At 48.7% G+C, this 25,565-nt stretch carries 26 protein-coding genes and 1 other annotated feature; of the genes, 17 read left to right on the top strand and 9 right to left on the bottom strand.

The window, feature by feature from the left end; genetic code table 11:
* Positions 1-87 precede the first annotated feature (87 nt).
* Positions 88-1,440 carry a 6-phospho-beta-glucosidase gene (gene celF, locus BEB54_RS03005; RefSeq protein ID WP_000078750.1) on the top strand — a complete coding sequence of 451 codons (1,353 nt, stop codon included), beginning with the start codon at positions 88-90 and terminating at the stop codon, positions 1,438-1,440.
* A gap of 12 nt (positions 1,441-1,452) precedes the next feature.
* Positions 1,453-2,211, top strand: coding sequence for a chitin disaccharide deacetylase (gene chbG, locus BEB54_RS03000; protein WP_032184358.1), 759 nt, complete (start codon positions 1,453-1,455; stop codon positions 2,209-2,211).
* Between the two features lie 46 nt (positions 2,212-2,257).
* Here chbG and katE read toward each other — a convergent pair whose 3' ends face one another.
* Positions 2,258-4,519, bottom strand: a complete 2,262-nt coding sequence (katE, locus tag BEB54_RS02995; protein ID WP_105276963.1) for a catalase HPII — start codon at positions 4,517-4,519, stop codon at positions 2,258-2,260.
* 182 nt (positions 4,520-4,701) lie between these two features.
* On the opposite strand from katE, the gene cedA reads away from it, so the two are divergent.
* Positions 4,702-4,965, top strand: coding sequence for a cell division activator CedA (gene cedA / locus BEB54_RS02990; protein WP_001241561.1), 264 nt, complete (start codon positions 4,702-4,704; stop codon positions 4,963-4,965).
* Between the two features lie 287 nt (positions 4,966-5,252).
* The gene (locus BEB54_RS02985) at positions 5,253-6,056 is read left to right on the top strand and encodes a hypothetical protein (RefSeq protein ID WP_105282128.1); all 804 of its coding nucleotides are present in this window, start codon (positions 5,253-5,255) and stop codon (positions 6,054-6,056) included.
* Positions 6,057-6,059: 3 nt separating this feature from the next.
* Here BEB54_RS02985 and tcyP read toward each other — a convergent pair whose 3' ends face one another.
* The 3 genes from tcyP to hxpB all read right to left on the bottom strand — a co-directional run bounded on the left by tcyP (position 6,060) and on the right by hxpB (position 9,005).
* Positions 6,060-7,451, bottom strand: coding sequence for a cystine/sulfocysteine:cation symporter (gene tcyP, locus BEB54_RS02980; RefSeq protein ID WP_001010714.1), 1,392 nt, complete (start codon positions 7,449-7,451; stop codon positions 6,060-6,062).
* A gap of 132 nt (positions 7,452-7,583) precedes the next feature.
* The gene (locus BEB54_RS02975) at positions 7,584-8,174 is read right to left on the bottom strand and encodes a metal-dependent hydrolase (protein WP_001295408.1); all 591 of its coding nucleotides are present in this window, start codon (positions 8,172-8,174) and stop codon (positions 7,584-7,586) included.
* Between the two features lie 162 nt (positions 8,175-8,336).
* Entirely contained in the window at positions 8,337-9,005 is a 669-nt protein-coding gene (gene hxpB, locus BEB54_RS02970; protein ID WP_105276965.1) for a hexitol phosphatase HxpB, read from the bottom strand.
* Positions 9,006-9,151: 146 nt separating this feature from the next.
* Here hxpB and BEB54_RS02965 point away from each other — a divergent pair, with 146 nt between their 5' ends.
* Complete coding sequence (locus BEB54_RS02965) at positions 9,152-9,688, top strand: YniB family protein (RefSeq protein ID WP_000222172.1); 537 nt, start codon at positions 9,152-9,154, stop codon at positions 9,686-9,688.
* Between the two features lie 40 nt (positions 9,689-9,728).
* On the opposite strand, the gene BEB54_RS02960 is transcribed toward BEB54_RS02965, so the two are convergent.
* From BEB54_RS02960 to pfkB, 3 genes are all read right to left on the bottom strand, one after another.
* Entirely contained in the window at positions 9,729-10,589 is an 861-nt protein-coding gene (locus BEB54_RS02960) for a fructosamine kinase family protein (RefSeq protein ID WP_000267670.1), read from the bottom strand.
* Between the two features lie 105 nt (positions 10,590-10,694).
* Positions 10,695-10,985: a type V toxin-antitoxin system endoribonuclease antitoxin GhoS gene (gene ghoS, locus BEB54_RS02955; protein ID WP_000146149.1), complete on the bottom strand. Its 291-nt coding sequence runs from the start codon at positions 10,983-10,985 to the stop codon at positions 10,695-10,697.
* Positions 10,986-11,085: 100 nt separating this feature from the next.
* Complete coding sequence (gene pfkB, locus BEB54_RS02950) at positions 11,086-12,015, bottom strand: 6-phosphofructokinase II (RefSeq protein WP_105276966.1); 930 nt, start codon at positions 12,013-12,015, stop codon at positions 11,086-11,088.
* 286 nt (positions 12,016-12,301) lie between these two features.
* Between pfkB and BEB54_RS02945 the strand changes: the two genes are divergently transcribed.
* Positions 12,302-13,060, top strand: coding sequence for a DUF481 domain-containing protein (locus BEB54_RS02945; protein WP_105276967.1), 759 nt, complete (start codon positions 12,302-12,304; stop codon positions 13,058-13,060).
* A 52-nt stretch (positions 13,061-13,112) separates the two neighbouring features.
* On the opposite strand, the gene yniD is transcribed toward BEB54_RS02945, so the two are convergent.
* Both yniD and espL1 read right to left on the bottom strand, forming a co-directional pair.
* Entirely contained in the window at positions 13,113-13,220 is a 108-nt protein-coding gene (gene yniD / locus BEB54_RS02940) for a small membrane protein YniD (RefSeq protein ID WP_001142445.1), read from the bottom strand.
* Between the two features lie 162 nt (positions 13,221-13,382).
* A complete protein-coding gene (gene espL1, locus BEB54_RS02935) occupies positions 13,383-15,281 on the bottom strand; it encodes a type III secretion system effector EspL1 (RefSeq protein ID WP_105276968.1) in 1,899 nt (632 codons plus the stop codon).
* Between the two features lie 520 nt (positions 15,282-15,801).
* Here espL1 and thrS point away from each other — a divergent pair.
* From thrS to btuD, 11 genes are all read left to right on the top strand, one after another.
* Positions 15,802-17,730: a threonine--tRNA ligase gene (gene thrS, locus BEB54_RS02930; protein ID WP_001144202.1), complete on the top strand. Its 1,929-nt coding sequence runs from the start codon at positions 15,802-15,804 to the stop codon at positions 17,728-17,730.
* Positions 17,731-17,733: 3 nt separating this feature from the next.
* On the top strand, positions 17,734-18,276 hold the full coding sequence (gene infC / locus BEB54_RS02925; RefSeq protein ID WP_001700733.1) for a translation initiation factor IF-3: 543 nt from the start codon (positions 17,734-17,736) through the stop codon (positions 18,274-18,276).
* Positions 18,277-18,372: 96 nt separating this feature from the next.
* The gene (gene rpmI, locus BEB54_RS02920; RefSeq protein WP_001124225.1) at positions 18,373-18,570 is read left to right on the top strand and encodes a 50S ribosomal protein L35; all 198 of its coding nucleotides are present in this window, start codon (positions 18,373-18,375) and stop codon (positions 18,568-18,570) included.
* A gap of 53 nt (positions 18,571-18,623) precedes the next feature.
* Entirely contained in the window at positions 18,624-18,980 is a 357-nt protein-coding gene (rplT, locus tag BEB54_RS02915) for a 50S ribosomal protein L20 (protein WP_000124850.1), read from the top strand.
* Between the two features lie 116 nt (positions 18,981-19,096).
* Positions 19,097-19,221 (top strand) — a sequence feature (Phe leader region).
* The gene (gene pheM, locus BEB54_RS02910; protein ID WP_001386830.1) at positions 19,103-19,147 is read left to right on the top strand and encodes a pheST operon leader peptide PheM; all 45 of its coding nucleotides are present in this window, start codon (positions 19,103-19,105) and stop codon (positions 19,145-19,147) included. Its footprint overlaps the feature before it by 45 nt.
* Positions 19,222-19,430: 209 nt before the next feature.
* Complete coding sequence (gene pheS, locus BEB54_RS02905; RefSeq protein WP_000018588.1) at positions 19,431-20,414, top strand: phenylalanine--tRNA ligase subunit alpha; 984 nt, start codon at positions 19,431-19,433, stop codon at positions 20,412-20,414.
* 14 nt (positions 20,415-20,428) lie between these two features.
* Entirely contained in the window at positions 20,429-22,816 is a 2,388-nt protein-coding gene (gene pheT / locus BEB54_RS02900) for a phenylalanine--tRNA ligase subunit beta (protein WP_105271097.1), read from the top strand.
* 4 nt (positions 22,817-22,820) lie between these two features.
* The gene (gene ihfA / locus BEB54_RS02895; RefSeq protein ID WP_001229265.1) at positions 22,821-23,120 is read left to right on the top strand and encodes an integration host factor subunit alpha; all 300 of its coding nucleotides are present in this window, start codon (positions 22,821-22,823) and stop codon (positions 23,118-23,120) included.
* A gap of 100 nt (positions 23,121-23,220) precedes the next feature.
* The gene (btuC, locus tag BEB54_RS02890) at positions 23,221-24,201 is read left to right on the top strand and encodes a vitamin B12 ABC transporter permease BtuC (protein ID WP_000956530.1); all 981 of its coding nucleotides are present in this window, start codon (positions 23,221-23,223) and stop codon (positions 24,199-24,201) included.
* Between the two features lie 60 nt (positions 24,202-24,261).
* On the top strand, positions 24,262-24,813 hold the full coding sequence (gene btuE / locus BEB54_RS02885) for a bifunctional thioredoxin/glutathione peroxidase (protein ID WP_001154187.1): 552 nt from the start codon (positions 24,262-24,264) through the stop codon (positions 24,811-24,813).
* Entirely contained in the window at positions 24,813-25,562 is a 750-nt protein-coding gene (btuD, locus tag BEB54_RS02880; protein ID WP_000029466.1) for a vitamin B12 ABC transporter ATP-binding protein BtuD, read from the top strand. The genes btuE and btuD overlap by 1 nt, the downstream gene beginning before the upstream one ends.
* The last annotated feature ends 3 nt before the right edge of the window (positions 25,563-25,565 follow it).

Here is a 25,565-nt window from a genome sequence, read left to right as displayed (position 1 = left end):
AATTAACATATCTGTCCTGTTGCTGGATTATTTATGTCCGGGGGCAGATATGCCAGATATCAGTATTCTGTACTGAAGGGAGAAATTATGAGCCAGAAATTAAAAGTCGTCACTATTGGTGGCGGGAGCAGCTATACCCCGGAGTTACTGGAAGGATTTATTAAGCGTTATCACGAATTACCTGTCAGCGAATTATGGCTGGTGGATGTTGAAGGTGGTAAAGCTAAACTGGATATTATTTTTGATCTCTGCCAACGGATGATTGATAACGCTGGCGTCCCGATGAAGCTTTATAAAACGCTGGATCGCCGCGAAGCATTGAAAGATGCTGATTTCGTTACTACCCAACTGCGCGTAGGCCAATTACCGGCGCGCGAACTGGATGAACGTATTCCATTAAGTCATGGTTATCTTGGTCAGGAAACTAACGGTGCGGGCGGTTTGTTTAAAGGTCTGCGTACCATTCCGGTGATTTTTGACATCGTAAAAGATGTCGAAGAACTTTGTCCGAATGCATGGGTGATTAACTTCACTAACCCGGCGGGAATGGTCACTGAAGCCGTTTATCGTCATACCGGATTTAAACGCTTTATCGGCGTGTGTAATATTCCGATCGGCATGAAGATGTTTATTCGCGATGTTCTGATGCTGAAAGACAGCGATGATTTATCTATCGATTTGTTCGGCCTCAACCATATGGTGTTCATTAAGGATGTGCTGGTAAATGGCAAATCACGCTTTGCCGAATTGCTTGATGGTGTGGCATCCGGGCAGTTAAAAGCATCTGGCGTTAAAAATATTTTCGATCTGCCATTTAGCGAAGGCTTAATTCGTTCTCTGAATCTGTTGCCGTGTTCTTATTTGCTTTATTACTTCAAGCAAAAAGAGATGCTGGCTATTGAAATGGGCGAATACTACAAAGGCGGCGCACGTGCGCAGGTAGTACAGAAAGTCGAGAAACAACTTTTTGAGCTATATAAAAACCCGGAGTTGAATGTTAAGCCGAAAGAGCTGGAACAGCGCGGTGGGGCTTATTACTCTGATGCAGCGTGCGAAGTGATCAACGCTATCTACAACGACAAGCAAGCAGAACATTACGTTAATATCCCGCATCATGGGCATATTGATAATATTCCGGCAGACTGGGCGGTAGAAATGACCTGTACGCTGGGGCGCGATGGCGCGACGCCACATCCGCGCATTACGCATTTCGATGATAAAGTGATGGGGCTGATTCACACCATCAAAGGTTTCGAGATTGCTGCCAGCAACGCCGCACTTAGCGGGGAATTTAACGATGTGTTACTGGCGCTAAACCTTAGTCCGTTGGTGCATTCCGATCGCGATGCTGAGCTGCTGGCACGCGAGATGATTCTGGCGCACGAGAAATGGCTGCCAAATTTTGCCGACTGCATCGCAGAGCTTAAAAAAGCACATTAACCGAGGCTGATTATGGAACGCTTACTGATTGTTAATGCCGATGATTTTGGCTTAAGCAAAGGTCAGAACTACGGCATTATCGAGGCCTGTCGCAATGGGATTGTCACGTCGACGACGGCGCTGGTGAATGGGCAGGCTATTGACCATGCAGTGCAGTTGAGTCGTGATGAACCGAGTCTGGCCATAGGGATGCACTTTGTCCTTACTATGGGCAAGGCACTGACAGCTATGCCGGGGTTAACCCGCGATGGTGTGCTGGGAAAATGGATCTGGCAGTTGGCAGAAGAAGATGCTTTACCGCTGGAAGAAATTACTCAGGAGCTTGCCAGTCAGTATTTGCGTTTCATTGAGCTATTTGGACGCAAACCTACGCATCTTGATAGCCATCATCATGTGCATATGTTCCCGCAGATTTTCCCGATTGTTGCCAGGTTTGCGGCTGAAGAGGGGATAGCGTTGCGCATCGACCGTCAGCCGCTATCTAACGTTGGTGATTTACCGGCTAATCTGCGCAGTTCGCAGGGATTCAGTAGCGCGTTTTATGGTGAAGAGATTAGCGAGACACTGTTCCTGCAAGTGCTTGATGACTCCAGTCATCGCGGCGAGCGCTCTCTGGAAGTGATGTGCCACCCGGCGTTTATCGATAATACGATTCGCCAGAGTGCTTATTGCTTCCCTCGGTTAACGGAACTGGATGTGCTGACTTCAGCGTCGTTGAAATATGCGATTGCTGAGCGTGGTTATCGGTTGGGTAGTTATCTTGATGTGTAAGTAAGGTGGTAAGGTCACTCCCCAGGGGGCGTGACCTTATCCATATTTACGCCGGGATTTTGTCAATCTTAGGAATGCGTGACCACACGCGGTGTGCTGCCATCAGCGTTAACAGTTCATCCATAAAACTACCATCGGCGCTGTCAGCTTCCACAATCCCTTCTTCACCCTGGTCAGCGACCTTGATTGTTGCTTTAAACTTGCGCGCGTCTCCCGCCAGCGCAATCGGTTTAAGGTGTTTGTAGGCTTCCATCAGGTAGTAGTTGGCATCGCCGTTGTCAGCGATATCCGCGATATTGCCGCAAGGGACAATAACCGCATCGACCGTCAGCGAAGGCGCTCCGGCAAATGTAGCGGCTATAGGCAGCACCGTACCGTCATCCGCAGTCACTTCACCCATTCGGGAGTAGAGCAGTTTGGCATGAACGCCTTTGGCCTTCAGCGCCTTGAGAATGGTCAGAAGGTCTGCCGATCTCACTTCACCATTAAGCAAAATCGCTACCACGCGACCTTTTACATCACCGTCAGGAATGGCGTACAGACTTAAGGATGGATCCTTTTTCAGACCGTTGACGTCCGGAGGCGGGGTGATATTCAGCTGGTCGTCAGTCAGTTCGATACCGAGATTTTTCGCCACCGCCTGGGCCAGAGTGAGATCAATATGCGCCAGCTGGTCAACAACGCGCTCACGAATATACGGACGAACTACTTTGCTTAACTCAAAGCTGAAACCATCGACAATATGGCGCTGCTCGAATGGCGTCTGACTTAGCCAGAACAGGCGCGGATGGGAATAATATTCGCCAAACGATGGACTGCGCTCGCGAACTTTATTTCCTTCCACGCGTTCCTGGTATGATTCAAAACCGCCACGTTTCGGCCCCGGCGGTGTTTCGCGCGGCCAGTTATCGTTGATCGAGTTCGGTTCGTAATTCGCCGGGTTAGTGTCGATCCCCATACGATGCATGCCGTCACGCTGGAAATTATGGTAAGGGCAGGTCGGGCGGTTAATCGGAATCTCATGGAAATTTGGTCCGCCAAGACGACTGATTTGTGTATCGGTATAAGAGAACAAACGCCCCTGCAACAGCGGATCGTTGGTGAAATCCAGACCGGGGACAATATGCCCAGGATGGAAAGCCGCCTGTTCGTTTTCGGCAAAGAAGTTATCCGGATTACGATTAAGCACCATTTTGCCAACACGCTGAACGGGCACCAGTTCTTCCGGGATAAGTTTAGTTGGATCAAGAAGGTCGAAGTCGAACTTAAATTCATCTTCTTCAGGAATCAACTGGAAGCCCAGTTCGTATTCCGGGAAATCACCCGCTTCAATCGCTTCCCACAACTCGCGGCGGTGGAAGTCCGGGTCACGTCCGGTTAGTTTTTGTGCTTCATCCCAAACCAGTGAGGCTTTACCGGCCAATGGTTTCCAGTGGAAACGTACGAACGTCGCTTTCCCTTCGGCATTAATCAGGCGGAAGGTGTGAATACCGAAGCCTTCCATGGTGCGATAGCTGCGCGGGATACCACGATCCGACATGGCCCACATCACGTTATGCAGAGTTTCAGGTTGCAGAGAAACATAATCCCAGAAAGTATCGTGGGCGCTTTGCCCTTGTGGAATTGCCCAGTGTGGTTCTGGTTTTACCGCATGAACAAAATCGGGGAATTTATGCGCATCCTGGATAAAGAAGATTGGCGTGTTATTGCCAACAAGGTCAAAAATACCCTCTTCGGTATAGAACTTGGTGGCAAAGCCACGGATATCACGCACGGTATCGGCAGAGCCAGCACCACCCTGAACGGTAGAGAAACGTACAAATACTGGGGTGATTTTGTTCGGATCTGAGAGGAAATCCGCTTTGGTAATATCGCTTAAGCTTTTATATGGCTGGAAATAACCGTGAGCGGCTGATCCGCGTGCATGAACAATACGTTCCGGGATGCGCTCATGGTCAAAGTGAGTGATTTTCTCGCGCAGAATAAAATCTTCCAGCAGTGTTGGGCCACGGCTACCGGCGCGTAGGGAGTTTTGATCATCGGCGATGCGTACACCCTGGTTGGTGGTCAGTGCATAATTTTCACTGCCTTTACGCACGTCCTCCAGGGAGTTCAGCTTTTCATTACGTGTATCAGGGGCTTTCAGACTCCCTGGCGCGGTTGGCTGCGCTCCCGGTGGCGTCGGTTCAGCCGCTGGACGATGGGAACCGTCCTCAGGTGCCAGTGAGTCCATCCCCGGTTTCGCTTCGCTGGAATCGTGTAGTGGTGACTGGTGCTGATGTGGGTTCTTTTCGTTATGTTGCGACATTGAACTCGTCTCCTTAATGTATTACTGAAAGGGCCGCTGTTTTGGTCAAAAAACTCTCTAACTATAGACCACCAGCCAGATCCCGCTTCGGAGACTATTCTGGAAACGGTGTTATGAAATACACGCAAAGCGGGACGTACAGGGGCTAAATCGGCTAAACTACAGTTTTTCTGATTTTTAATATGCGTTTAGTGAAGCCAGTAATGAAGAAACCGCTCCGTCAGCAAAACCGCCAGATTATTAGCTATGTCCCACGCACGGAACCCGCGCCGCCAGAACATGCGATAAAGATGGATTCGTTTCGTGATGTCTGGATGCTGCGTGGCAAATATGTTGCGTTTGTACTGATGGGAGAGTCATTTCTGCGCTCACCGGCGTTTACTGTGCCTGAATCCGCCCAGCGTTGGGCAAATCAGATCCGCCAGGAAGGGGAAGTGACTGAGTAAGGATTACGTACCTCCCGGTTTTGCCGGGTGGTACATGGCCTGAAATTCTGTATTTCGATGCTACATTCATTCAAATCACCTGTAACAAAAAGCTGCCTTTGACGATCTATTGCTATAAATAAGTGATCTTTTTTCTTTAATTGTTTATTTATTTTATAATAGTTAAGTTTAGCTAATCAGAATGAGCTATTTTTGATAGTTCATCCTGTGGCGTTGCCATTAAACTTATATTGTAAATTGCTTAGATTCAAATGAGATAATAATTTTGTTGAAATATGAGGTGGGAGATGTTTTCTACAAACTTAATACAGAGTGATTATGGTAATTTAAATATTAAAAACCTTGCCTTCGACTCTTTTAAAGAAAGGCTGCAGTCTACCATGACAGCACTCACTTTCTTTATATCAACGGGTCAATGTGCCTGCGATGAAATAGCAGAATCAAACTTCAATTATATGATTACCTATATGTCTAACATTAACTATGATGCCTCAAAGCCAGGAGCGCCAGCACTTAGTTTTGATACATATCTGCAGGACAATGTTAAATATAGAGTGATAATTAATAATCTTTATGGTAGTGAAATTAGGATAAGAGGTATTAATGAGAATTTTGTTGGGATGGATTTTACCTGTGAATTCCGACCAGAAAAAATGACCAATTTGATCAATATAAAAAACAGGTTGGTTATTCAGTATTTAAGAACGATATACTATGAACAAAATTATATACATCCTGTTGGGAGCATTTTTGCTGCGATTCAAAAAAATGAGAGTCTCCTAAAGTTTCCTTCGGTAATATCAATGCTTAATGTCAATCTTCTTTTTAATCCACTGAATCTTCCGGGAATGGGAAGTGGTGTGCTTGAAGAGATTATGAGTATTTCAGATAGTTCACTTAGAAAACGTCTTGGGTATGAGGTTTTAAGCTTCTCGCTACAAGCACATTCATTGAGTCAGGAATGTATTGATAAGTTAGCCATTTTTTTCGCTGACGATCTGTTTAAATATGAGTCAGTATGCATCGCCGCGATGGAACATTTAAAAAGTAAGGCAACGGCCCCTATACAAAACGGACCGTTGCCAGCATAAGAATTAACGGTGTGCCAGTTCGGCGTCGTCTTCGCTATCCAGAATGGCTTTATCGGTTTGCTTCAGCCACTGGCTGGTCAGCGTGCCAGCGGTCATCGAGCCACTAACGTTTAGCGCCGTACGGCCCATGTCGATAAGCGGTTCAACGGAGATTAACAATGCCACCAGCGTTACAGGCAGGCCCATCGCAGGCAGCACAATCAGTGCGGCGAAAGTTGCGCCACCACCGACACCGGCAACGCCTGCGGAACTAACGGTAACAATACCGACCAGAGTTGCAATCCACATCGGGTCCAGCGGGTTAATGCCAACCGTAGGCGCAACCATCACCGCCAGCATTGCCGGATACAAACCGGCACAGCCGTTCTGACCAATGGTCGCACCGAAAGAGGCGGCGAAACTGGCGATAGATTCAGGTACACCCAGACGACGCGTTTGTGCTTCCACATTAAGCGGGATAGACGCGGCGCTGGAACGGCTGGTAAAGGCAAACGTCAGTACTGGCCATACCTTACGGAAGTACTTCAGCGGGCTCACGCCATTAATGCCCAGCAGAAGGCCATGCACTGCAAACATAATCAGAAGACCGAGGTAGGACGCGACAACGAAACTACCCAGTTTGATGATGTCTTGCAGGTTAGAACCTGCAACCACTTTGGTCATCAGCGCCAGAACGCCGTAAGGGGTCAGCTGCATGACCAGGCGAACCAGTTTCATCACCCAGCTTTGCAGGGTATCGATAGCGGTTAAGACGCGTTCACCTTTCGGCGCATCATCCTTCAGCAGTTTCAGCGCAGCTACACCGAGGAATGCGGCAAAAATTACCACGCTGATAATTGACGTCGGATTGGCTCCGGTCAGATCGGCAAACGGGTTTTTCGGGATAAAGGACAAGACCAGCTGCGGAACGCTCAGGTCAGAGACTTTACCAACATAGTTACTTTCGATGGCATTCAAACGTGCAGTTTCTGCACCACCCTGAACCAGACCTTCAGCCGTCAAACCAAACAGGTTGGTGACCAGCACACCGACCAGCGCCGCAATCAGCGTGGTAAACAAAAGCGTTCCGATGGTCAGAAAACTGATTTTGCCTAACTGTGATGCGTTATGCAGACGGGCAACCGCGCTCAGAATAGAGGCGAAGACTAACGGCATAACGATCATTTGCAGCAGTTGAACATAGCCGTTACCAACGATGTTAAACCACTGTACAGAATCTTTAAGTACCTGGCTGTCAGAACCATAAATGGTATGCAGGGCGAGGCCAAAAACCACACCCATCACCAGACCCACCAGCACTTTTTTCGCCAGACTCCACTGTTTATGGCGGGTCTGAGCCAGCGCAAACAGCAGTACAACGAACACCACGATGTTCGCAATTAATGGAAAGTTCATCCCCGTTCTCCTGATCTTATTATTTCTATCACTGCGTAGCAGTCATAGTGTTGGCGCAAGATTAACAGAACTGTGAGCTGGCTCTTATATTCAAATGGAATTGCTTATTCCAGAAAGGCGATTTTTGCCTTTTTAGTATTCAACCTGATGCTTAATAAGCCGATGAAACTGGATCTGCAAGGTATTGATCATTTGCGATGACCAACGAACAGCGCTGTTTTCGGGTAATGAATGGGGCATCCATACCGACCAGACAAATAATGCCATGCAGATAAAACGTTCCAGTTGGTTGCCCTTTTGGGGAACCAGGATAGGCAAGCGGAAACGCCAGCGGCATGGCCAGAGCAGGGGAACACCGGCGGGTGTCAGCATATCGGCAAGTATGTGGCTCAAATAACCCAGTACCATTCCCTGCAACGCATCAGCAGGAATAAACCAGCTTTCAGGAACCTTAAGGTAAAAGGTTGCCAGCAGCGCAAATACCGCCAGCAGACTGTGGGTAAAACCACGATGCCCAAAAGCGCGGGCGATCGGTTTTGATATCCACTTTAATCGCTGCCCAAGAAACGACTTTGGGTGATCGATGTCCGGTAACAAACACGTCAGGATTGCGGAAGGGACAATATGCCACCAGTCACCCTGTGCCAGCACGGGCGTCAGCTCGGCATTTTTGGCAAATACCGCACAAGCAATAGAAAAGAGAAGGTGACCTTCCGCCGTCATGATAAAACTCACTAAACTGTCGATACGTACAGTATAGGATTTTTATACAGTGCACGGAAGTAGTGACGGTGTAACTCTTTCTCTTAAATTGACGATTAATCCGCCAGTTGAATGCAAATTCAGATAAAGAACCAGGGGCAGCGTGATAACTGCCCTTGGTTATTAACCGAGAAGGTCTTTTGCGGTGAGTTCTGTCAGCGATGAGAGTTTGACGTTTGCTAATACAAAACGTGGATCATTTTGCGCTTCTGGCGCAGGAACGACGATGGAACGCATGCGGGCTGCTTTAGAGGCGATCATGCCATTTACCGAATCTTCCAGCGCTACGCAGGTCAGCGGGTCAACGCCCAGTTTTGCTGCGCAGTCGAGATATACTTGCGGATGCGGCTTGCTGTAAGGCAATTTTTCAGCCGAGGCGAGGGCATCGAAACTGTCGCGTATGTCAAACATGGTCAACACTTTTTCCAGCATATGTAGTGGTGACGCGGAGGCCAGTCCCACCAATAAACCTTGTTCTTTGCATAACGCAACGGCTTCACGCACGCCTGGCAATAATGGGCGTGTCTCTTCAACCAGTGAAATGGCACGAGCAATAACCCGTTCTACTACTTCCTGACGGCTTGGACCATTCCAGGGTTGCCGGGCGTACCAAAGATCGACCACCATATCGATGCGTAAACCTAAGGTGTCCGGCAGCTCGTTACGACGGGAGATATCCACCCCCAGGCTTGCCATCACATCCAGTTCGGCCCGATCCCATAAAGGTTCTGAGTCGATAAGTAATCCATCCATATCAAAAATTGCAGCAAGAATCTGACGCGGGGTTGACATTACAACCTCTCCTTTAGAGCATTATGTGTAAGGTATTAAGCCGTGCTTATGATTAAGCGCCTATCATATCGCCTTTAAAGAATGGGCGAAAACAGATATCTACAGGTAAACTAAGTGAAACGACGCGTCTTAATCAAGGAGAACTCATGACGTATCAACAAGCTGGACGCATTGCTGTTTTGAAAAGGATTTTAGGTTGGGTGATTTTTATACCTGCATTGATCTCTACATTGATTTCTTTGCTGAAATTTATGAATACCCGGCAGGAAAACCAGGAAGGCATTAATGCGGTCATGCTCGACTTTACTCATGTCATGATCGATATGATGCAGGCGAATACGCCTTTTTTGAATCTGTTCTGGTATAACTCCCCGACCCCCAATTTTAATGGTGGCGTGAACGTTATGTTCTGGGTGATTTTCATCCTGATTTTTGTCGGACTGGCGTTGCAGGATTCCGGTGCCCGGATGAGTCGCCAGGCGCGCTTCTTGCGGGAAGGTGTTGAAGATCAACTCATTCTGGAAAAAGCCAAAGGGGAAGAGGGGCTAACGCGTGAACAAATTGAGTCACGTATTGTTGTGCCGCACCATACTATTTTCCTGCAGTTTTTCTCGCTGTATATCCTGCCGGTTATTTGTATTGCTGCAGGTTATGTGTTCTTTTCCCTGCTGGGGTTTATTTAATCAAAAGGCCGCACGGAGCGGCCATTATCCTCACCCCATATTATGCTGCTAATAATCTATCCAGTGACTGCTGAGCAATAACCAAATGCTGACCGCCAAATAACCTTGCACGATTTAACAGCGTGTAGAGTTGGTAAACCGGTTGACGTTCAAGGAAATCGGCAGGTAGCGGGGATACTGACTGATAGCCGTCATAGATTTGTGGCGGCTGTTCAGTATGCAGCGGTAACATCGCCAGGTCGCACTCTCGGTCACCCCAGTAGCAGGCCGGGTCGAAAATGTACGGGCCATCCGGACCCAGCGCACAGTTGCCGGACCATAAATCGCCGTGCAACAGAGAAGGCTGCGGTTGATGCGAGGCCAGACGCTGCTGAATATGCTCGACGATGGCATCGATATTGCCGAAAGCGATCCCTTTTTCTGCCGCCAGTTCCAGCTGCCAGCCAATCCGTTGTTCAGCAAAAAAAGTTGACCAGCGACGTTGCCAGGTGTTGGGCTGGGGAGTTGTGGAGAGCGCGTTATCGAAATCGAGGCCAAATTGCGGTTGGTCGCTCCATTGATGTAAACGCGCAATTTGCTGACCAAGAATAAATGCGCTATGCGCATCCAGCGGGCGAGGTGGGAGATAATCCATCACCAGAAAACTGTAGTCACGGTCAGCGCCAACTGCCCAAACCTTAGGCACGGTGACGGTTTTACTACGCGACAGTAACTCCAGTTGGTCGGCTTCGGCGGTAAAACCGGGAAGCAGTTCCCTTTCATCACATTTGACGAAAAAGTCACGTCCTGCATAGCGCAAATGCCATGCGGCATGGACTTCTCCGCCAGGCAGTTCATTACGCAGTTCGATTTCGCCTTCACCTAACTGCTCGCTCAAAAGACGACTGATTGCCTGCCACATGATGTCTCTCCCATGTTGTCTGCCAGATCATAAGGTTAGCGCAAGAATGCGGTGTAAAAACACGAGCTAACGCACACCACAGACTGATTATTGCCCAAAAACCATTTATTTTCTGTTGCTATTCCATTCCTCCCAGGTCGTGATGGTGATTTCAGGATCTTTGCCGGTTGCACTTTGGGTAAGCCCCGAAACCAGTTCTCTAATTTCTTCTTCACTTTGGGTACTGATAAGTCCAAAAGTGTTAGTCCCCAGCTCATGGATATTTCCATCATCATCCGTCATGGTGAGCAAAAAACCGTCGCGAGTCAGGTAATTATTCAACTCGTTAATTTCAGTCAATGTATCCTCGTGCAACATGACGGTTATGACATAACGGACAAGATCGCCACTGGCCATAGTTCACCCCTTTGTTATCACATGACTTTTGAGCATAGTCGGAGAAACGCGTTGCCGACAGGTTGGTGGTGATTCCCCCAATGCAGGGGGAATGTTTCAGTTAGCGGGAAAGGTAAGCGTAAATTTTTTGTGTATCGTCATGGGAGCACAGGCGTGTTCCCTGATTGAGTGTGGCTGCACTCCCCGCAGCTACGCCAAAACGGACCATCTCTTCAAGAGAGGCATTTTCTGCCAGTTTCAGTGTCATCGCGCCGACCATGCTGTCACCAGCGCCAACGGTGCTCTGGCTTTTCACCGGTGGTGGCACAACCTGAATGCAGTTTTCACTATCAACGCCCAGCGCCCCTTGTGGACCCAGGGAAACGACAACTCGTTTGGCCTTGCCGCTATTAACGATTTCCTGCGCGGCTTTGCGGACATCGTCTGGCTGGGTGAGTTCGCGATTCACCAGCGCACTGAGTTCTTTTTGGTTAGGCTTAACCAACTCGATGTTACCAATCGCCAGTGCTGCACTTAACGCTTCGCCAGAACTGTCGACGATACAGCGGATCCCTTGGTTTTGCGCAGCGGAAATCAGTTGGGTTAATTTTTCTAGCTTCACACCTGGCGGCAGGCTTCCGCTTATGACCAGGATAGCACCGGATTCAATTTCCAGAACTTGCTCTTCAAGCTGGCGAAACTCATCTTCACTTAATGCCGCGCCTGGCATGACAAAACGATACTGCTCACCGCTTACTTCCACATGTACGTGTAAATTCTGTCGGGTCCAGTCTTTGGCTTCTACAGTAGCGACGGGGACATTTTCATCTGCCAACAGTGAAACCAGATGTTCGCCGGTCGCACCACCCGCCGGGAAGATCGCTGTGGCACTGCCTCCAAGATGGGCAATGGCGCGGGCGACGTTGATGCCGCCGCCTCCGGGTTCGAATACCGGTGCGGTACAGCGCAGCTTTCCTTCGGGATAAATTTGCGGGGTAATTGTTGCGCTATCGAGAGAGGGCGCAAGTGTCAACGTATAGATACGTACCATCATTTCCTCCTATAGGCTGATTTCAGTCTGGCACCGAATCAGCGGAAAGTGAAGAAATTAACAATATGATTTATTAGAGCTTTATTTAAAATTTTGCAGATAAATATATATAAATAAAAATCTGTTTTCGCCACATGCTTATTCAAAAAATGAAATAAGAATACATTGCTAAGTTATTCGCGCCTTTTTATAATTCGTTACCTTTCCAGGGACGCTAATCTTTGATCCTTAAGAAAGTTTCCGGGACCGCGAAGGTCTCTTTTTTTGTTGTACGGACTCTTGATAAATGAAGCTTTTGAAGACAGTTCCTGCCATCGTTATGTTGGCGGGGGGCATGTTTGCGTCACTGAATGCAGCTGCCGATGATTCCGTTTTTACTGTCATGGACGATCCTGCCAGCGCTAAAAAACCTTTCGAAGGTAATCTGAATGCAGGATATCTTGCACAATCAGGCAATACGAAAAGCTCCTCACTTACGGCTGACACTACCATGACCTGGTATGGACATACCACTGCCTGGTCGCTGTGGGGGAACGCCAGTAATACCTCTTCTAATGATGAGCGTTCTTCAGAAAAATATGCGGCGGGCGGGCGTAGCCGTTTTAATTTAACTGATTATGACTATTTATTTGGGCAGGCAAGCTGGCTGACAGACCGTTATAACGGCTATCGAGAGCGCGATGTGTTGACCGCGGGTTATGGTCGCCAGTTTTTGAATGGCCCGGTACACAGTTTCCGCTTTGAATTCGGTCCAGGTGTGCGTTACGACAAATATACCGACAATGCCAATGAAACCCAGCCGCTGGGTTATGCCTCCGGGGCTTATGCATGGCAGTTGACTGACAACGCTAAATTTACGCAGGGTGTTTCAGTCTTTGGCGCGGAAGACACAACGCTGAACTCTGAAAGCGCATTAAATGTTGCTATTAATGAACATTTTGGACTGAAGGTGGCTTACAACGTCACATGGAACTCTGAACCTCCAGAGTCTGCACCGGAACATACCGATCGTCGGACAACCTTATCGCTGGGCTACAGCATGTAACATTATCTGCCGGACCGTAGTATGCGGTCTGGCTGTTTTCGTTTGTCACTGCTCATCCCCAAATCATTGCTGCCCAACGTAGCAACAACATAGCGCCACAGATTGCCAGTAGCACCACCACCATCTTCCAGTGTTTTTTATCAAAGCGTTTAGTCGGCATACCAGTGTCCTGCATATCTCTTGTGCGTGATAACGGAGTGTAACAAAAGGGACAGGCAACAAGGGATTTTTTGCAATTGCAGCCGTTGGGTGGCGTTGTGCACCCGGTCACTGTTATTGAGTTTAAAGTATATGTATCAACATATACATCGTAAATATTTAGTTATAAATACGCCTGTAGTTCATCTGGACTAAAGCTCAGGCTTTGGCTGATTACATTTATAGCTGCATAATATGTTTCTACCGTTTTATAATGATTATGATGAATGGCTATATGAACAGCTGATATGTTGTCATAATTTTTAGCGGCCAACAGTGTGAATAACTGATGTTGACTAAAAGAATATTTTTTTGCAAAAGTACACAGCATCGATATATAAGATAGCACGACGTCTTCATTACCCTTGCTCATGGCGATGTATAAAGCAGGGGTTCCATGTGCTGTTGCGCCTTTTAATAAATCCATGATGTTAATTTTACTGAGGTTATATTTAAAGGCGATTTCATAAATTTTTGAGAGGAACCGTGTAACACACAAAGGGTGATTATTTTCCATTGCAGCGAATAATCCTGGTTCACCGTCGTGTATTTTCATTGCTAAAATATCCATTACCAGCTTTTTGTTTAAAAGCTCTTGTGCTATTGGAGTGGTTAATGCATTCAGAAAGATATCGATTATTTCATCGAATCCATACAACATGGAGATATAGAGTCCAGGTGTTTCGTTAGCACTTTTAGTTTGCAGTAATTTAACCAGGTTATCTTCATGAATGATATGATTGTATACCAGTGACTGAATTTCTTGCATAAATATTTTTACGTTGTCAGCATGTCCGTTCATCATAGCCAGAAATAAAGCAGGTGTACCAACGCTATTCTGCGCAGTTATTATTTCAATGATTTCTTTTTCAGGGAGTATGCGCAACTGTTTGAATAATGTAATAAGCTGTTGAGTCTGTCCTGTGGCCATTATTAACAACATTGCCGATGGATGTATAGGGGCAAATGGCATTCGTGTCGCAATACCCGCGAAAATAGCCGCTGGAACTCCCTCAGGTAATAGAGGGAGAATTGCAATTGCACAGTTGCGAACATACATATCAGCCCAGGTCTGAGCATCGGGACCTGAACTGATGAACTTATCAAGCGAGACAAAGCCTAGTGCTGTCCTGTGGGTGCCTCTGACGGCAACATTGGTGTCGTTCGGATCGTAAACGGACACAACATAATTTAACTGTCCATCCGCTGCCAGCTTTATTCGTAGCCTTACTGATAAAGTATGATTGTCTATATATAAAATCGCGGACATATGACTGACATTGTTTGCCATCATTCGACAGAAGAAAATATCTAAAGCGAAGCCAAAATCCTTACTCGCGATAACGCGACTCCCTGCAGGAGGATGGCGAAGTAATGCTCTGAACTCCGCGTCCCGGACTATAGGGACATGCTGTTGTATGGATTCAACGGAGGAGTAATGTTTAATCAGGTTGACTTTGCCTTTTCCATTTCCCAAGGAATCAAGGGCATATTGTAATGACAGATGGCGACAAAAAATAGCGTCAGAAGGAGATTGCAAAAAAAATGCACTACCATTGAGATTTACTGTTGGTTGTATAGTTTTTTCTCTATGGATTTTTTTTGACAGCTTCATGCAATGGTTACGTTTTTCGGCAGTTGACTGTTCCTGTTCAATATAATCCAGTATGCTTCGCAAATGGTTAGCTTTAATGGGCGTGGTTTCCAGAAGTAAGGAAATGATTTCTTTTTTATAGTGTAATGTAATGAGTATATTTTCTGCATGGATGGGGGAAGTGGCAAAGTTAATGATAAAAAGGGCAGTGGAATAACAATTTTGTGATATTTTTCGACAGCTTGCGGTAAATTCTTGAGTAACACAGTATGACAGCATCGAACTTAAATCAGAGCTATCAAGTAGGGTGATGAGCTGGCGCGCAAATTGATTAATAGGCTCTGCTGAAGGCGTTGGTATGTCGCTATCGATGTGCACTCTATGAGGAGACTTATAATGAGTTCTGATAATGATATCGTTTTCACTCATAATCTATTCGCCTTATATATGTCTGGAGGTTTTGAGTATGATGATTAATTATTATCGCCAGAACGAAATGTGCACGAAAAATTGCTATAAGAATTGTGTCACTTTTATCATTGCGATATGACCAGTTCGTCATTAATCTCATGATCGTTTAAATACCACCGCCAAATAGCGCAACGAACTTTGCTGGATTCAGTTTATCTGCGTAAATCCGCTCGCAGTAAACCTTTCAGACGCTGCGTGATGTTATCAGTGGTTCTTTAAGCGTTTTGCTGGTGTACTCACTACAAACGAATTGCGAATCGAATCAATGTGAAACGGAAAGGTACAATCTCCCTTTTTTTAGTGTTAACATCGTTCAACCGGGTGGAAGGTGAGAGGTTAATGTCTTTCATTTGTGTACCTGATTGCGAACCAATTTAGCATTTGTTGGCTAGATGGTTTCGCAATGAACTGTTAATAAACAAATTTTTCTTTGTATGTGATCTTTCGTGTGGGTCACCACTGCAAATAAGGATATAAAATGCCTGTTATAACTCTTCCTGATGGCAGCCAACGCCATTACGACCACGCTGTAAGCCCCATGGATGTTGCGCTGGACATTGGTCCAGGTCTGGCGAAAGCCTGTATCGCAGGGCGCGTTAATGGTGAACTGGTTGATGCTTGCGATCTGATTGAAAACGACGCACAACTGTCGATCATTACCGCCAAAGACGAAGAAGGTCTGGAGATCATTCGTCACTCCTGTGCGCACCTGTTAGGGCACGCGATTAAACAACTTTGGCCGCATACCAAAATGGCAATCGGCCCGGTTATTGACAACGGTTTTTATTACGACGTTGATCTTGACCGCACGTTAACCCAGGAAGATGTCGAAGCACTCGAGAAGCGGATGCATGAGCTTGCTGAGAAAAACTACGACGTCATTAAAAAGAAAGTCAGCTGGCACGAAGCGCGTGAAACTTTCGCCAACCGTGGGGAGAGCTACAAAGTCTCCATTCTTGACGAAAACATCGCCCATGATGACAAGCCAGGTCTGTACTTCCATGAAGAATATGTCGACATGTGCCGCGGTCCGCACGTACCGAACATGCGTTTCTGCCATCATTTCAAACTGATGAAAACGGCAGGGGCTTACTGGCGTGGCGACAGCAACAACAAAATGTTGCAACGTATTTACGGTACGGCGTGGGCAGACAAAAAAGCGCTAAACGCTTACCTGCAGCGCCTGGAAGAAGCCGCGAAACGCGACCACCGTAAAATCGGTAAACAGCTCGACCTGTACCATATGCAGGAAGAAGCGCCGGGTATGGTCTTCTGGCACAACGACGGTTGGACCATCTTCCGTGAACTGGAAGTGTTTGTTCGTTCTAAACTGAAAGAGTACCAGTATCAGGAAGTTAAAGGTCCGTTCATGATGGACCGTGTTCTGTGGGAAAAAACCGGTCACTGGGACAACTACAAAGATGCAATGTTCACCACGTCTTCTGAGAACCGTGAATACTGCATTAAGCCGATGAACTGCCCGGGTCACGTACAAATTTTCAACCAGGGGCTGAAGTCTTATCGCGATCTGCCGCTGCGTATGGCCGAGTTTGGTAGCTGCCACCGTAACGAGCCGTCAGGTTCGCTGCATGGCCTGATGCGTGTACGTGGTTTTACCCAGGATGACGCGCATATCTTCTGTACTGAAGAACAAATTCGCGATGAAGTTAACGGATGTATCCGTTTAGTCTATGATATGTACAGCACTTTTGGCTTCGAGAAGATCGTCGTCAAACTCTCCACTCGTCCTGAAAAACGTATTGGCAGCGACGAAATGTGGGATCGTGCTGAGGCGGACCTGGCAGTTGCGCTGGAAGAAAACAACATCCCGTTTGAATATCAACTGGGTGAAGGCGCTTTCTACGGTCCGAAAATTGAATTTACCCTGTATGACTGCCTCGATCGTGCATGGCAGTGCGGTACAGTACAGCTGGACTTCTCCTTGCCGTCTCGTCTGAGCGCCTCCTATGTGGGTGAAGACAACGAGCGTAAGGTACCGGTAATGATTCACCGCGCAATTCTGGGGTCGATGGAACGTTTCATCGGTATCCTGACCGAAGAATTCGCTGGTTTCTTCCCGACCTGGCTTGCGCCGGTTCAGGTTGTTATCATGAATATTACCGATTCACAGTCTGAATACGTTAACGAATTGACGCAAAAACTATCAAATGCGGGCATTCGTGTTAAAGCAGACTTGAGAAATGAGAAGATTGGCTTTAAAATCCGCGAGCACACTTTGCGTCGCGTCCCATATATGCTGGTCTGTGGTGATAAAGAGGTGGAATCAGGCAAAGTTGCCGTTCGCACCCGCCGTGGTAAAGACCTGGGAAGCATGGACGTAAATGAAGTGATCGAGAAGCTGCAACAAGAGATTCGCAGCCGCAGTCTTAAACAATTGGAGGAATAAGGTATTAAAGGCGGAAAACGAGTTCAAACGGCGCGCCCTAACCGTATCAATGGCGAAATTCGCGCCCAGGAAGTTCGCTTAACAGGTCTGGAAGGCGAGCAGCTTGGTATTGTGAGTCTGAGAGAAGCTCTGGAGAAAGCAGAAGAAGCCGGAGTAGACTTAGTCGAGATCAGCCCTAACGCCGAGCCGCCGGTTTGTCGTATAATGGATTACGGCAAATTCCTCTATGAAAAGAGCAAGTCTTCTAAGGAACAGAAGAAAAAGCAAAAAGTTATCCAGGTTAAGGAAATTAAATTCCGTCCTGGTACAGATGAAGGCGACTATCAGGTAAAACTCCGCAGCCTGATTCGCTTTCTCGAAGAGGGTGATAAAGCCAAAATCACGCTGCGTTTCCGCGGTCGTGAGATGGCGCACCAGCAAATCGGTATGGAAGTGCTTAATCGCGTGAAAGACGATTTGCAAGAACTGGCAGTGGTCGAATCCTTCCCAACGAAGATCGAAGGCCGCCAGATGATCATGGTGCTCGCTCCTAAGAAGAAACAGTAAGGCCTTCAAGTAGCACTGTCTGTGGAGCCTTTGGGCTTCACAGGCATTGTTCGCCTTTGTTTCGTTTATTAACAATGCGAAGTGGAAGTTATTAAAATGCCAAAAATTAAGACCGTACGCGGTGCTGCTAAGCGCTTCAAAAAAACCGGTAAAGGTGGTTTTAAGCACAAGCACGCTAACCTGCGTCACATTCTGACCAAAAAAGCGACCAAACGTAAACGTCACCTGCGTCCGAAAGCCATGGTTTCCAAAGGCGATCTGGGCCTGGTAATCGCGTGCCTGCCGTACGCATAAGCCGTTAACGTTTTTTAACTTTTTAATTAGAATATAGATACAGGAGAGCACATATGGCTCGCGTAAAACGTGGTGTTATTGCACGCGCACGTCACAAGAAAATTTTGAAACAAGCTAAAGGCTACTACGGTGCGCGTTCTCGCGTATACCGCGTTGCCTTCCAGGCTGTTATCAAAGCTGGTCAGTATGCTTACCGTGACCGTCGTCAACGTAAGCGTCAGTTCCGTCAACTGTGGATTGCGCGTATCAACGCAGCAGCACGTCAGAACGGTATTTCTTACAGCAAATTCATCAATGGCCTGAAAAAAGCCTCTGTTGAAATCGACCGTAAGATCCTGGCTGATATCGCAGTATTCGACAAAGTAGCGTTCACCGCTCTGGTTGAAAAAGCGAAAGCAGCTCTGGCATAAGCCAGTTGAAAGAGGGAGCTAGTCTCCCTCTTTTCGTTTCAACGCCATCAAAACATTGACTTTTATCGCCGTAGCCTTTTCAATAAAGGTCTTTTGAAAAGTACCAAAAGGTAACGCAAGCAATGAATGCTGCTATTTTCCGCTTCTTTTTTTACTTTAGCACCTGACTCCAGGAGGCTAGCGCGTGAGAAGAGAAACGGAAAACAGCGCCTGAAAGCCTCCCAGTGGAGGCTTTTTTTGTATGCGCGTTTTGAAAAATAAAAAGCCTGTCTCATCAGGCGTAATTGTCGCAGCCAGTCTGGGCACGGCCAGCGCGGAGAAACCGGAGCGTACTTAAGTACGTGAGGATTTCGAGCACTGCCCGGGACCAAAATGGCAAGTAAAATAGCCTGATGGGATAGGCTCTAAGTCCAACGAACCAGTGTCACCACTGACACAATGAGGAAAACCATGTCACATCTCGCAGAACTGGTTGCCAGTGCGAAGGCGGCCATTAGCCAGGCGTCAGATGTTGCCGCGTTAGACAATGTGCGCGTCGAATATTTGGGTAAAAAAGGGCACTTAACCCTTCAGATGACGACCCTGCGTGAGCTGCCGCCAGAAGAACGCCCGGCAGCCGGTGCGGTTATCAACGAAGCGAAAGAGCAGGTTCAGCAGGCGCTGAATGCACGTAAAGCGGAACTGGAAAGCGCAGCGCTGAATGCGCGTCTGGCTGCGGAAACGATTGATGTCTCCCTGCCGGGTCGTCGTATTGAAAACGGCGGTCTGCATCCGGTGACCCGTACCATCGACCGTATCGAAAGTTTCTTCGGTGAGCTTGGCTTTACCGTGGCAACCGGGCCGGAAATCGAAGACGATTATCATAACTTCGATGCTCTGAACATTCCTGGTCACCACCCGGCGCGCGCTGACCACGACACTTTCTGGTTTGATGCTACCCGCCTGCTGCGTACCCAGACCTCTGGCGTACAGATCCGCACCATGAAAGCTCAGCAGCCACCGATTCGTATCATCGCGCCTGGCCGCGTTTATCGTAACGACTACGACCAGACTCACACGCCGATGTTCCATCAGATGGAAGGTCTGATTGTTGATACCAACATCAGCTTTACCAACCTGAAAGGCACGCTGCACGACTTCCTGCGTAACTTCTTTGAGGAAGATTTGCAGATCCGCTTCCGTCCTTCCTACTTCCCGTTTACCGAACCTTCTGCAGAAGTGGACGTCATGGGTAAAAACGGTAAATGGCTGGAAGTACTGGGCTGCGGGATGGTGCATCCGAACGTGCTGCGTAATGTTGGCATCGATCCGGAAGTTTACTCTGGTTTCGCCTTCGGGATGGGGATGGAGCGTCTGACTATGTTGCGTTACGGCGTCACCGACCTGCGTTCATTCTTCGAAAACGATCTGCGTTTCCTCAAACAGTTTAAATAAGGCAGGAATAGATTATGAAATTCAGTGAACTGTGGTTACGCGAATGGGTGAACCCGGCGATTGATAGCAATGCGCTGGCAAATCAAATCACTATGGCGGGCCTGGAAGTTGACGGTGTAGAACCGGTTGCCGGTAGCTTCCACGGCGTGGTTGTGGGTGAAGTGGTTGAGTGTGCGCAGCATCCGAACGCTGACAAACTGCGAGTGACAAAAGTGAATGTCGGCGGCGATCGCCTGCTGGACATTGTCTGCGGTGCGCCAAACTGCCGTCAGGGCCTGCGTGTGGCGGTAGCGACCATTGGTGCTGTTCTGCCGGGTGATTTCAAAATTAAAGCGGCAAAACTGCGCGGCGAACCGTCTGAAGGGATGCTGTGCTCCTTTTCTGAGCTGGGAATTTCTGACGATCACAGCGGCATTATCGAACTGCCAGCGGATGCGCCGATTGGCACCGACATCCGCGAATACCTGAAACTCGATGACAACACCATCGAAATCAGCGTGACACCAAACCGTGCCGATTGCTTAGGCATTATCGGCGTGGCGCGTGATGTTGCCGTGCTGAACCAGCTGCCGCTGGTTGAACCGGAAATCGTTCCGGTTGGTGCGACCATCGACGACACGCTGCCGATTGCAGTAGAAGCGCCGGAAGCCTGCCCGCGTTATCTTGGCCGTGTGGTAAAAGGCATTAACGTTAAAGCGCCAACTCCGCTGTGGATGAAAGAAAAACTGCGTCGTTGCGGGATCCGTTCTATCGATGCAGTTGTTGACGTCACCAACTATGTGCTGCTCGAACTGGGCCAGCCGATGCACGCTTTCGATAAAGATCGCATTGAAGGCGGCATTGTGGTGCGGATGGCGAAAGAGGGCGAAACGCTGGTACTGCTCGACGGTACCGAAGCGAAGCTGAACGCTGACACCCTGGTCATCGCCGACCACAACAAGGCGCTGGCGATGGGCGGCATCTTTGGTGGCGAACACTCTGGCGTGAATGACGAAACGCAAAACGTCCTGTTGGAATGCGCTTTCTTCAGCCCGCTGTCTATCACCGGTCGTGCTCGTCGTCATGGTCTGCATACTGATGCGTCTCACCGTTATGAGCGTGGCGTTGATCCGGCACTGCAGCACAAAGCGATGGAACGTGCGACCCGTCTGCTGATCGACATCTGCGGTGGTGAGGCTGGTCCGGTAATTGATATCACCAACGAAGCAACGCTGCCGAAGCGTGCAACCATCACTTTGCGTCGCAGCAAACTGGATCGCCTGATTGGCCATCATATTGCCGATGAGCAGGTCACTGACATTCTGCGTCGTCTCGGCTGCGAAGTGACCGAAGGCAAAGACGAGTGGCAGGCAGTTGCGCCGAGCTGGCGTTTCGACATGGAGATTGAAGAAGATCTGGTCGAAGAAGTCGCGCGTGTTTACGGCTACAACAACATCCCTGATGAGCCGGTGCAGGCAAACCTGATTATGGGTACTCACCGCGAAGCCGATCTGTCGCTCAAGCGCGTGAAAACGCTGCTCAACGACAAAGGCTATCAGGAAGTGATCACCTACAGCTTCGTTGATCCGAAAGTGCAGCAGATGATCCATCCAGGCGTTGAAGCCTTACTGCTGCCAAGCCCTATTTCCGTTGAAATGTCAGCAATGCGTCTTTCCCTGTGGACCGGCCTGCTGGCAACCGTGGTGTACAACCAGAACCGTCAGCAGAACCGTGTGCGCATTTTCGAAAGTGGTCTGCGTTTCGTGCCAGATACTCAGGCACCGTTGGGCATTCGTCAGGATCTGATGTTAGCCGGTGTGATTTGCGGTAACCGTTACGAAGAGCACTGGAACCTGGCAAAAGAGACCGTTGATTTCTATGATTTGAAAGGCGATCTTGAATCCGTTCTCGACCTGACCGGTAAACTTAATGAGGTTGAGTTCCGTGCAGAAGCGAATCCGGCACTGCATCCGGGGCAATCCGCAGCGATTTATCTGAAAGGTGAACGTATTGGTTTTGTTGGGGTTGTTCATCCTGAACTGGAACGTAAACTGGATCTTAACGGTCGCACTCTGGTGTTCGAACTGGAGTGGAACAAGCTCGCAGACCGCGTGGTGCCTCAGGCGCGCGAGATTTCTCGCTTCCCGGCGAACCGTCGTGACATCGCGGTGGTGGTCGCAGAAAACGTTCCCGCAGCGGATATTTTATCCGAATGTAAGAAAGTTGGCGTAAATCAGGTAGTTGGCGTAAACTTATTTGACGTGTACCGCGGTAAGGGTGTTGCGGAGGGGTATAAGAGCCTCGCCATAAGCCTGATCCTGCAAGATACCAGCCGTACACTCGAAGAAGAGGAGATTGCCGCTACCGTCGCCAAATGTGTAGAGGCATTAAAAGAGCGATTCCAGGCATCATTGAGGGATTGAACCTATGGCGCTTACAAAAGCTGAAATGTCAGAATATCTGTTTGATAAGCTTGGGCTTAGCAAGCGGGATGCCAAAGAACTGGTTGAACTGTTTTTCGAAGAGATCCGTCGAGCTCTGGAAAACGGCGAACAGGTGAAACTCTCTGGTTTTGGTAACTTCGATCTGCGTGATAAGAATCAACGCCCGGGACGTAACCCGAAAACGGGCGAGGATATTCCCATTACAGCACGGCGCGTGGTGACCTTCAGACCCGGGCAGAAGTTAAAAAGCCGGGTCGAAAACGCTTCGCCCAAAGACGAGTAATCTGATCTAACTAAAAAGGCCGCTCTGCGGCCTTTTTTCTTTTCACTGTCGAAGAGTCACCGTAAAATCAACGCCATGACACTTCAGCAGAACGGATACCATGCTGACACTTGCCCGCCAACAACAGCGACAAAATATTCGCTGGTTATTATGCCTGTCAGTTTTGATGCTGCTGGCGCTTCTCTTAAGCCTTTGCGCCGGTGAACAATGGATTTCGCCAGGTGACTGGTTTACTCCTCGTGGCGAACTGTTCGTCTGGCAAATTCGCCTGCCACGTACGCTGGCTGTATTGCTGGTTGGTGCGGCGCTGGCTATATCCGGCGCTGTAATGCAGGCATTGTTTGAAAATCCTCTGGCAGAACCTGGACTACTTGGCGTCTCTAACGGCGCAGGCGTAGGGCTTATCGCCGCGGTATTGCTTGGGCAAGGGCAACTCCCAAACTGGGCACTAGGGCTGTGTGCGATTGCTGGCGCGCTTATCATCACTTTAATACTCTTACGTTTTGCCCGTCGTCATCTTTCGACCAGTCGGTTATTGCTGGCTGGTGTTGCATTAGGGATTATCTGTAGCGCACTAATGACGTGGGCTATCTATTTTTCCACCTCTGTTGATTTACGTCAGCTGATGTACTGGATGATGGGCGGTTTTGGCGGCGTAGACTGGCGGCAAAGTTGGCTGATGCTGGCATTGATCCCCGTGTTGTTGTGGATCTGTTGTCAGTCCAGACCGATGAATATGTTAGCACTTGGCGAGATCTCGGCGCGGCAACTGGGTTTACCCCTGTGGTTCTGGCGCAATGTGCTGGTGGCAGCGACCGGCTGGATGGTTGGCGTCAGTGTGGCGTTGGCGGGTGCTATCGGCTTTATTGGTCTGGTGATCCCACATATTCTCCGGTTATGTGGTTTGACCGATCATCGCGTATTACTTCCCGGCTGCGCGCTGGCAGGGGCGAGCGCATTACTGCTGGCCGATGTTGTAGCGCGCCTGGCATTAGCTGCCGCAGAGCTGCCTATTGGCGTGGTCACCGCAACGTTGGGTGCGCCGGTGTTTATCTGGTTATTGTTAAAAGCAGGACGTTAGCCGCAAAAAGACGGTCTATGATTAAAAGCTAAGATTTTTACTGACCACCCAGGAGAAACGATGCAAGATTCCATTCTGACGACCGTAGTGAAAGATATCGACGGTGAAGTGACCACGCTGGAGAAGTACGCCGGTAATGTGCTGTTGATTGTCAATGTCGCCTCAAAGTGTGGCTTAACGCCGCAATATGAGCAGTTGGAGAATATTCAGAAAGCCTGGGCCGATCGTGGTTTTGTGGTGCTGGGATTCCCGTGCAACCAGTTTCTGGAGCAAGAACCGGGCAGCGATGAAGAGATTAAAACTTACTGCACCACTACCTGGGGGGTGACGTTCCCGATGTTCAGTAAGATTGAAGTTAATGGCGAAGGACGCCATCCGCTGTATCAAAAATTGATTGCCGCAGCGCCGACGGCAGTCGCGCCGGAAGAGAGCGGATTCTATGCCCGTATGGTCAGCAAAGGTCGTGCACCGCTGTACCCTGATGATATTTTATGGAATTTTGAGAAATTTTTAGTTGGCAGGGACGGATTGGTCATCCAGCGTTTTTCCCCGGATATGACGCCGGAAGATCCCATTGTGATGGAAAGCATTAAACTGGCGTTGGCGAAATAATGTCTATTGTGATGCAGCTACAGGATGTTGCGGAATCAACCCGCCTTGGGCCGCTTTCTGGCGAGGTTCGGGCTGGGGAGATCCTGCATCTGGTGGGGCCGAATGGCGCGGGTAAGAGTACCTTACTGGCGCGAATGGCCGGAATGACCAGCGGTAAGGGAAGCATTCAGTTCGCGGGGCAACCACTGGAAGCATGGTCCGCAACAAAACTCGCGCTGCATCGCGCCTATCTTTCACAACAACAGACGCCACCGTTTGCAATGCCGGTCTGGCACTACCTGACACTGCATCAGCACGATAAAACGCGTACCGAACTACTGAATGATGTCGCAGGGGCGCTGGCTCTTGATGACAAACTCGGACGTAGCACCAATCAACTTTCCGGCGGCGAATGGCAACGCGTACGTCTTGCTGCGGTGGTGCTGCAAATCACACCACAAGCCAATCCCGCAGGCCAATTACTACTTCTTGATGAGCCTATGAACAGTCTTGATGTTGCGCAACAAAGTGCGTTAGACAAAATTCTGAGCGCGCTGTGTCAGCAAGGACTGGCGATTGTTATGAGCAGTCACGATCTCAACCACACCTTGCGTCATGCGCATCGGGCGTGGTTGCTAAAAGGTGGAAAAATGCTGGCCAGTGGACGCAGAGAAGAGGTGCTCACGCCGCCAAATCTGGCGCAGGCCTATGGGATGAATTTTCGCCGTCTGGATATCGAAGGTCACAGAATGCTGATTTCGACCATCTGATTT

Origin of the sequence: Escherichia sp. MOD1-EC6021 (genome assembly GCF_002965245.1) — a bacterium.
GTDB classification, from domain to species: domain Bacteria; phylum Pseudomonadota; class Gammaproteobacteria; order Enterobacterales; family Enterobacteriaceae; genus Escherichia; species Escherichia coli_F.
This window is presented reverse-complemented; position numbering and strand designations above follow the sequence as displayed.

Bases quoted from the DNA above. Each gene is read 5' to 3' on its own strand.
- celF (WP_000078750.1), top strand. From the start codon at position 88: ATGAGCCAGAAATTAAAAGTCGTCACTATTGGTGGCGGGAGCAGCTAT.
- chbG (WP_032184358.1), top strand. From the start codon at position 1,453: ATGGAACGCTTACTGATTGTTAATGCCGATGATTTTGGCTTAAGCAAA.
- katE (WP_105276963.1), bottom strand. From the start codon at position 4,519: ATGTCGCAACATAACGAAAAGAACCCACATCAGCACCAGTCACCACTA.
- cedA (WP_001241561.1), top strand. From the start codon at position 4,702: ATGCGTTTAGTGAAGCCAGTAATGAAGAAACCGCTCCGTCAGCAAAAC.
- BEB54_RS02985 (WP_105282128.1), top strand. From the start codon at position 5,253: ATGTTTTCTACAAACTTAATACAGAGTGATTATGGTAATTTAAATATT.
- tcyP (WP_001010714.1), bottom strand. From the start codon at position 7,451: ATGAACTTTCCATTAATTGCGAACATCGTGGTGTTCGTTGTACTGCTG.
- BEB54_RS02975 (WP_001295408.1), bottom strand. From the start codon at position 8,174: ATGACGGCGGAAGGTCACCTTCTCTTTTCTATTGCTTGTGCGGTATTT.
- hxpB (WP_105276965.1), bottom strand. From the start codon at position 9,005: ATGTCAACCCCGCGTCAGATTCTTGCTGCAATTTTTGATATGGATGGA.
- BEB54_RS02965 (WP_000222172.1), top strand. From the start codon at position 9,152: ATGACGTATCAACAAGCTGGACGCATTGCTGTTTTGAAAAGGATTTTA.
- BEB54_RS02960 (WP_000267670.1), bottom strand. From the start codon at position 10,589: ATGTGGCAGGCAATCAGTCGTCTTTTGAGCGAGCAGTTAGGTGAAGGC.
- ghoS (WP_000146149.1), bottom strand. From the start codon at position 10,985: ATGGCCAGTGGCGATCTTGTCCGTTATGTCATAACCGTCATGTTGCAC.
- pfkB (WP_105276966.1), bottom strand. From the start codon at position 12,015: ATGGTACGTATCTATACGTTGACACTTGCGCCCTCTCTCGATAGCGCA.
- BEB54_RS02945 (WP_105276967.1), top strand. From the start codon at position 12,302: ATGAAGCTTTTGAAGACAGTTCCTGCCATCGTTATGTTGGCGGGGGGC.
- yniD (WP_001142445.1), bottom strand. From the start codon at position 13,220: ATGCCGACTAAACGCTTTGATAAAAAACACTGGAAGATGGTGGTGGTG.
- espL1 (WP_105276968.1), bottom strand. From the start codon at position 15,281: ATGAGTGAAAACGATATCATTATCAGAACTCATTATAAGTCTCCTCAT.
- thrS (WP_001144202.1), top strand. From the start codon at position 15,802: ATGCCTGTTATAACTCTTCCTGATGGCAGCCAACGCCATTACGACCAC.
- rpmI (WP_001124225.1), top strand. From the start codon at position 18,373: ATGCCAAAAATTAAGACCGTACGCGGTGCTGCTAAGCGCTTCAAAAAA.
- rplT (WP_000124850.1), top strand. From the start codon at position 18,624: ATGGCTCGCGTAAAACGTGGTGTTATTGCACGCGCACGTCACAAGAAA.
- pheS (WP_000018588.1), top strand. From the start codon at position 19,431: ATGTCACATCTCGCAGAACTGGTTGCCAGTGCGAAGGCGGCCATTAGC.
- pheT (WP_105271097.1), top strand. From the start codon at position 20,429: ATGAAATTCAGTGAACTGTGGTTACGCGAATGGGTGAACCCGGCGATT.
- ihfA (WP_001229265.1), top strand. From the start codon at position 22,821: ATGGCGCTTACAAAAGCTGAAATGTCAGAATATCTGTTTGATAAGCTT.
- btuC (WP_000956530.1), top strand. From the start codon at position 23,221: ATGCTGACACTTGCCCGCCAACAACAGCGACAAAATATTCGCTGGTTA.
- btuE (WP_001154187.1), top strand. From the start codon at position 24,262: ATGCAAGATTCCATTCTGACGACCGTAGTGAAAGATATCGACGGTGAA.
- btuD (WP_000029466.1), top strand. From the start codon at position 24,813: ATGTCTATTGTGATGCAGCTACAGGATGTTGCGGAATCAACCCGCCTT.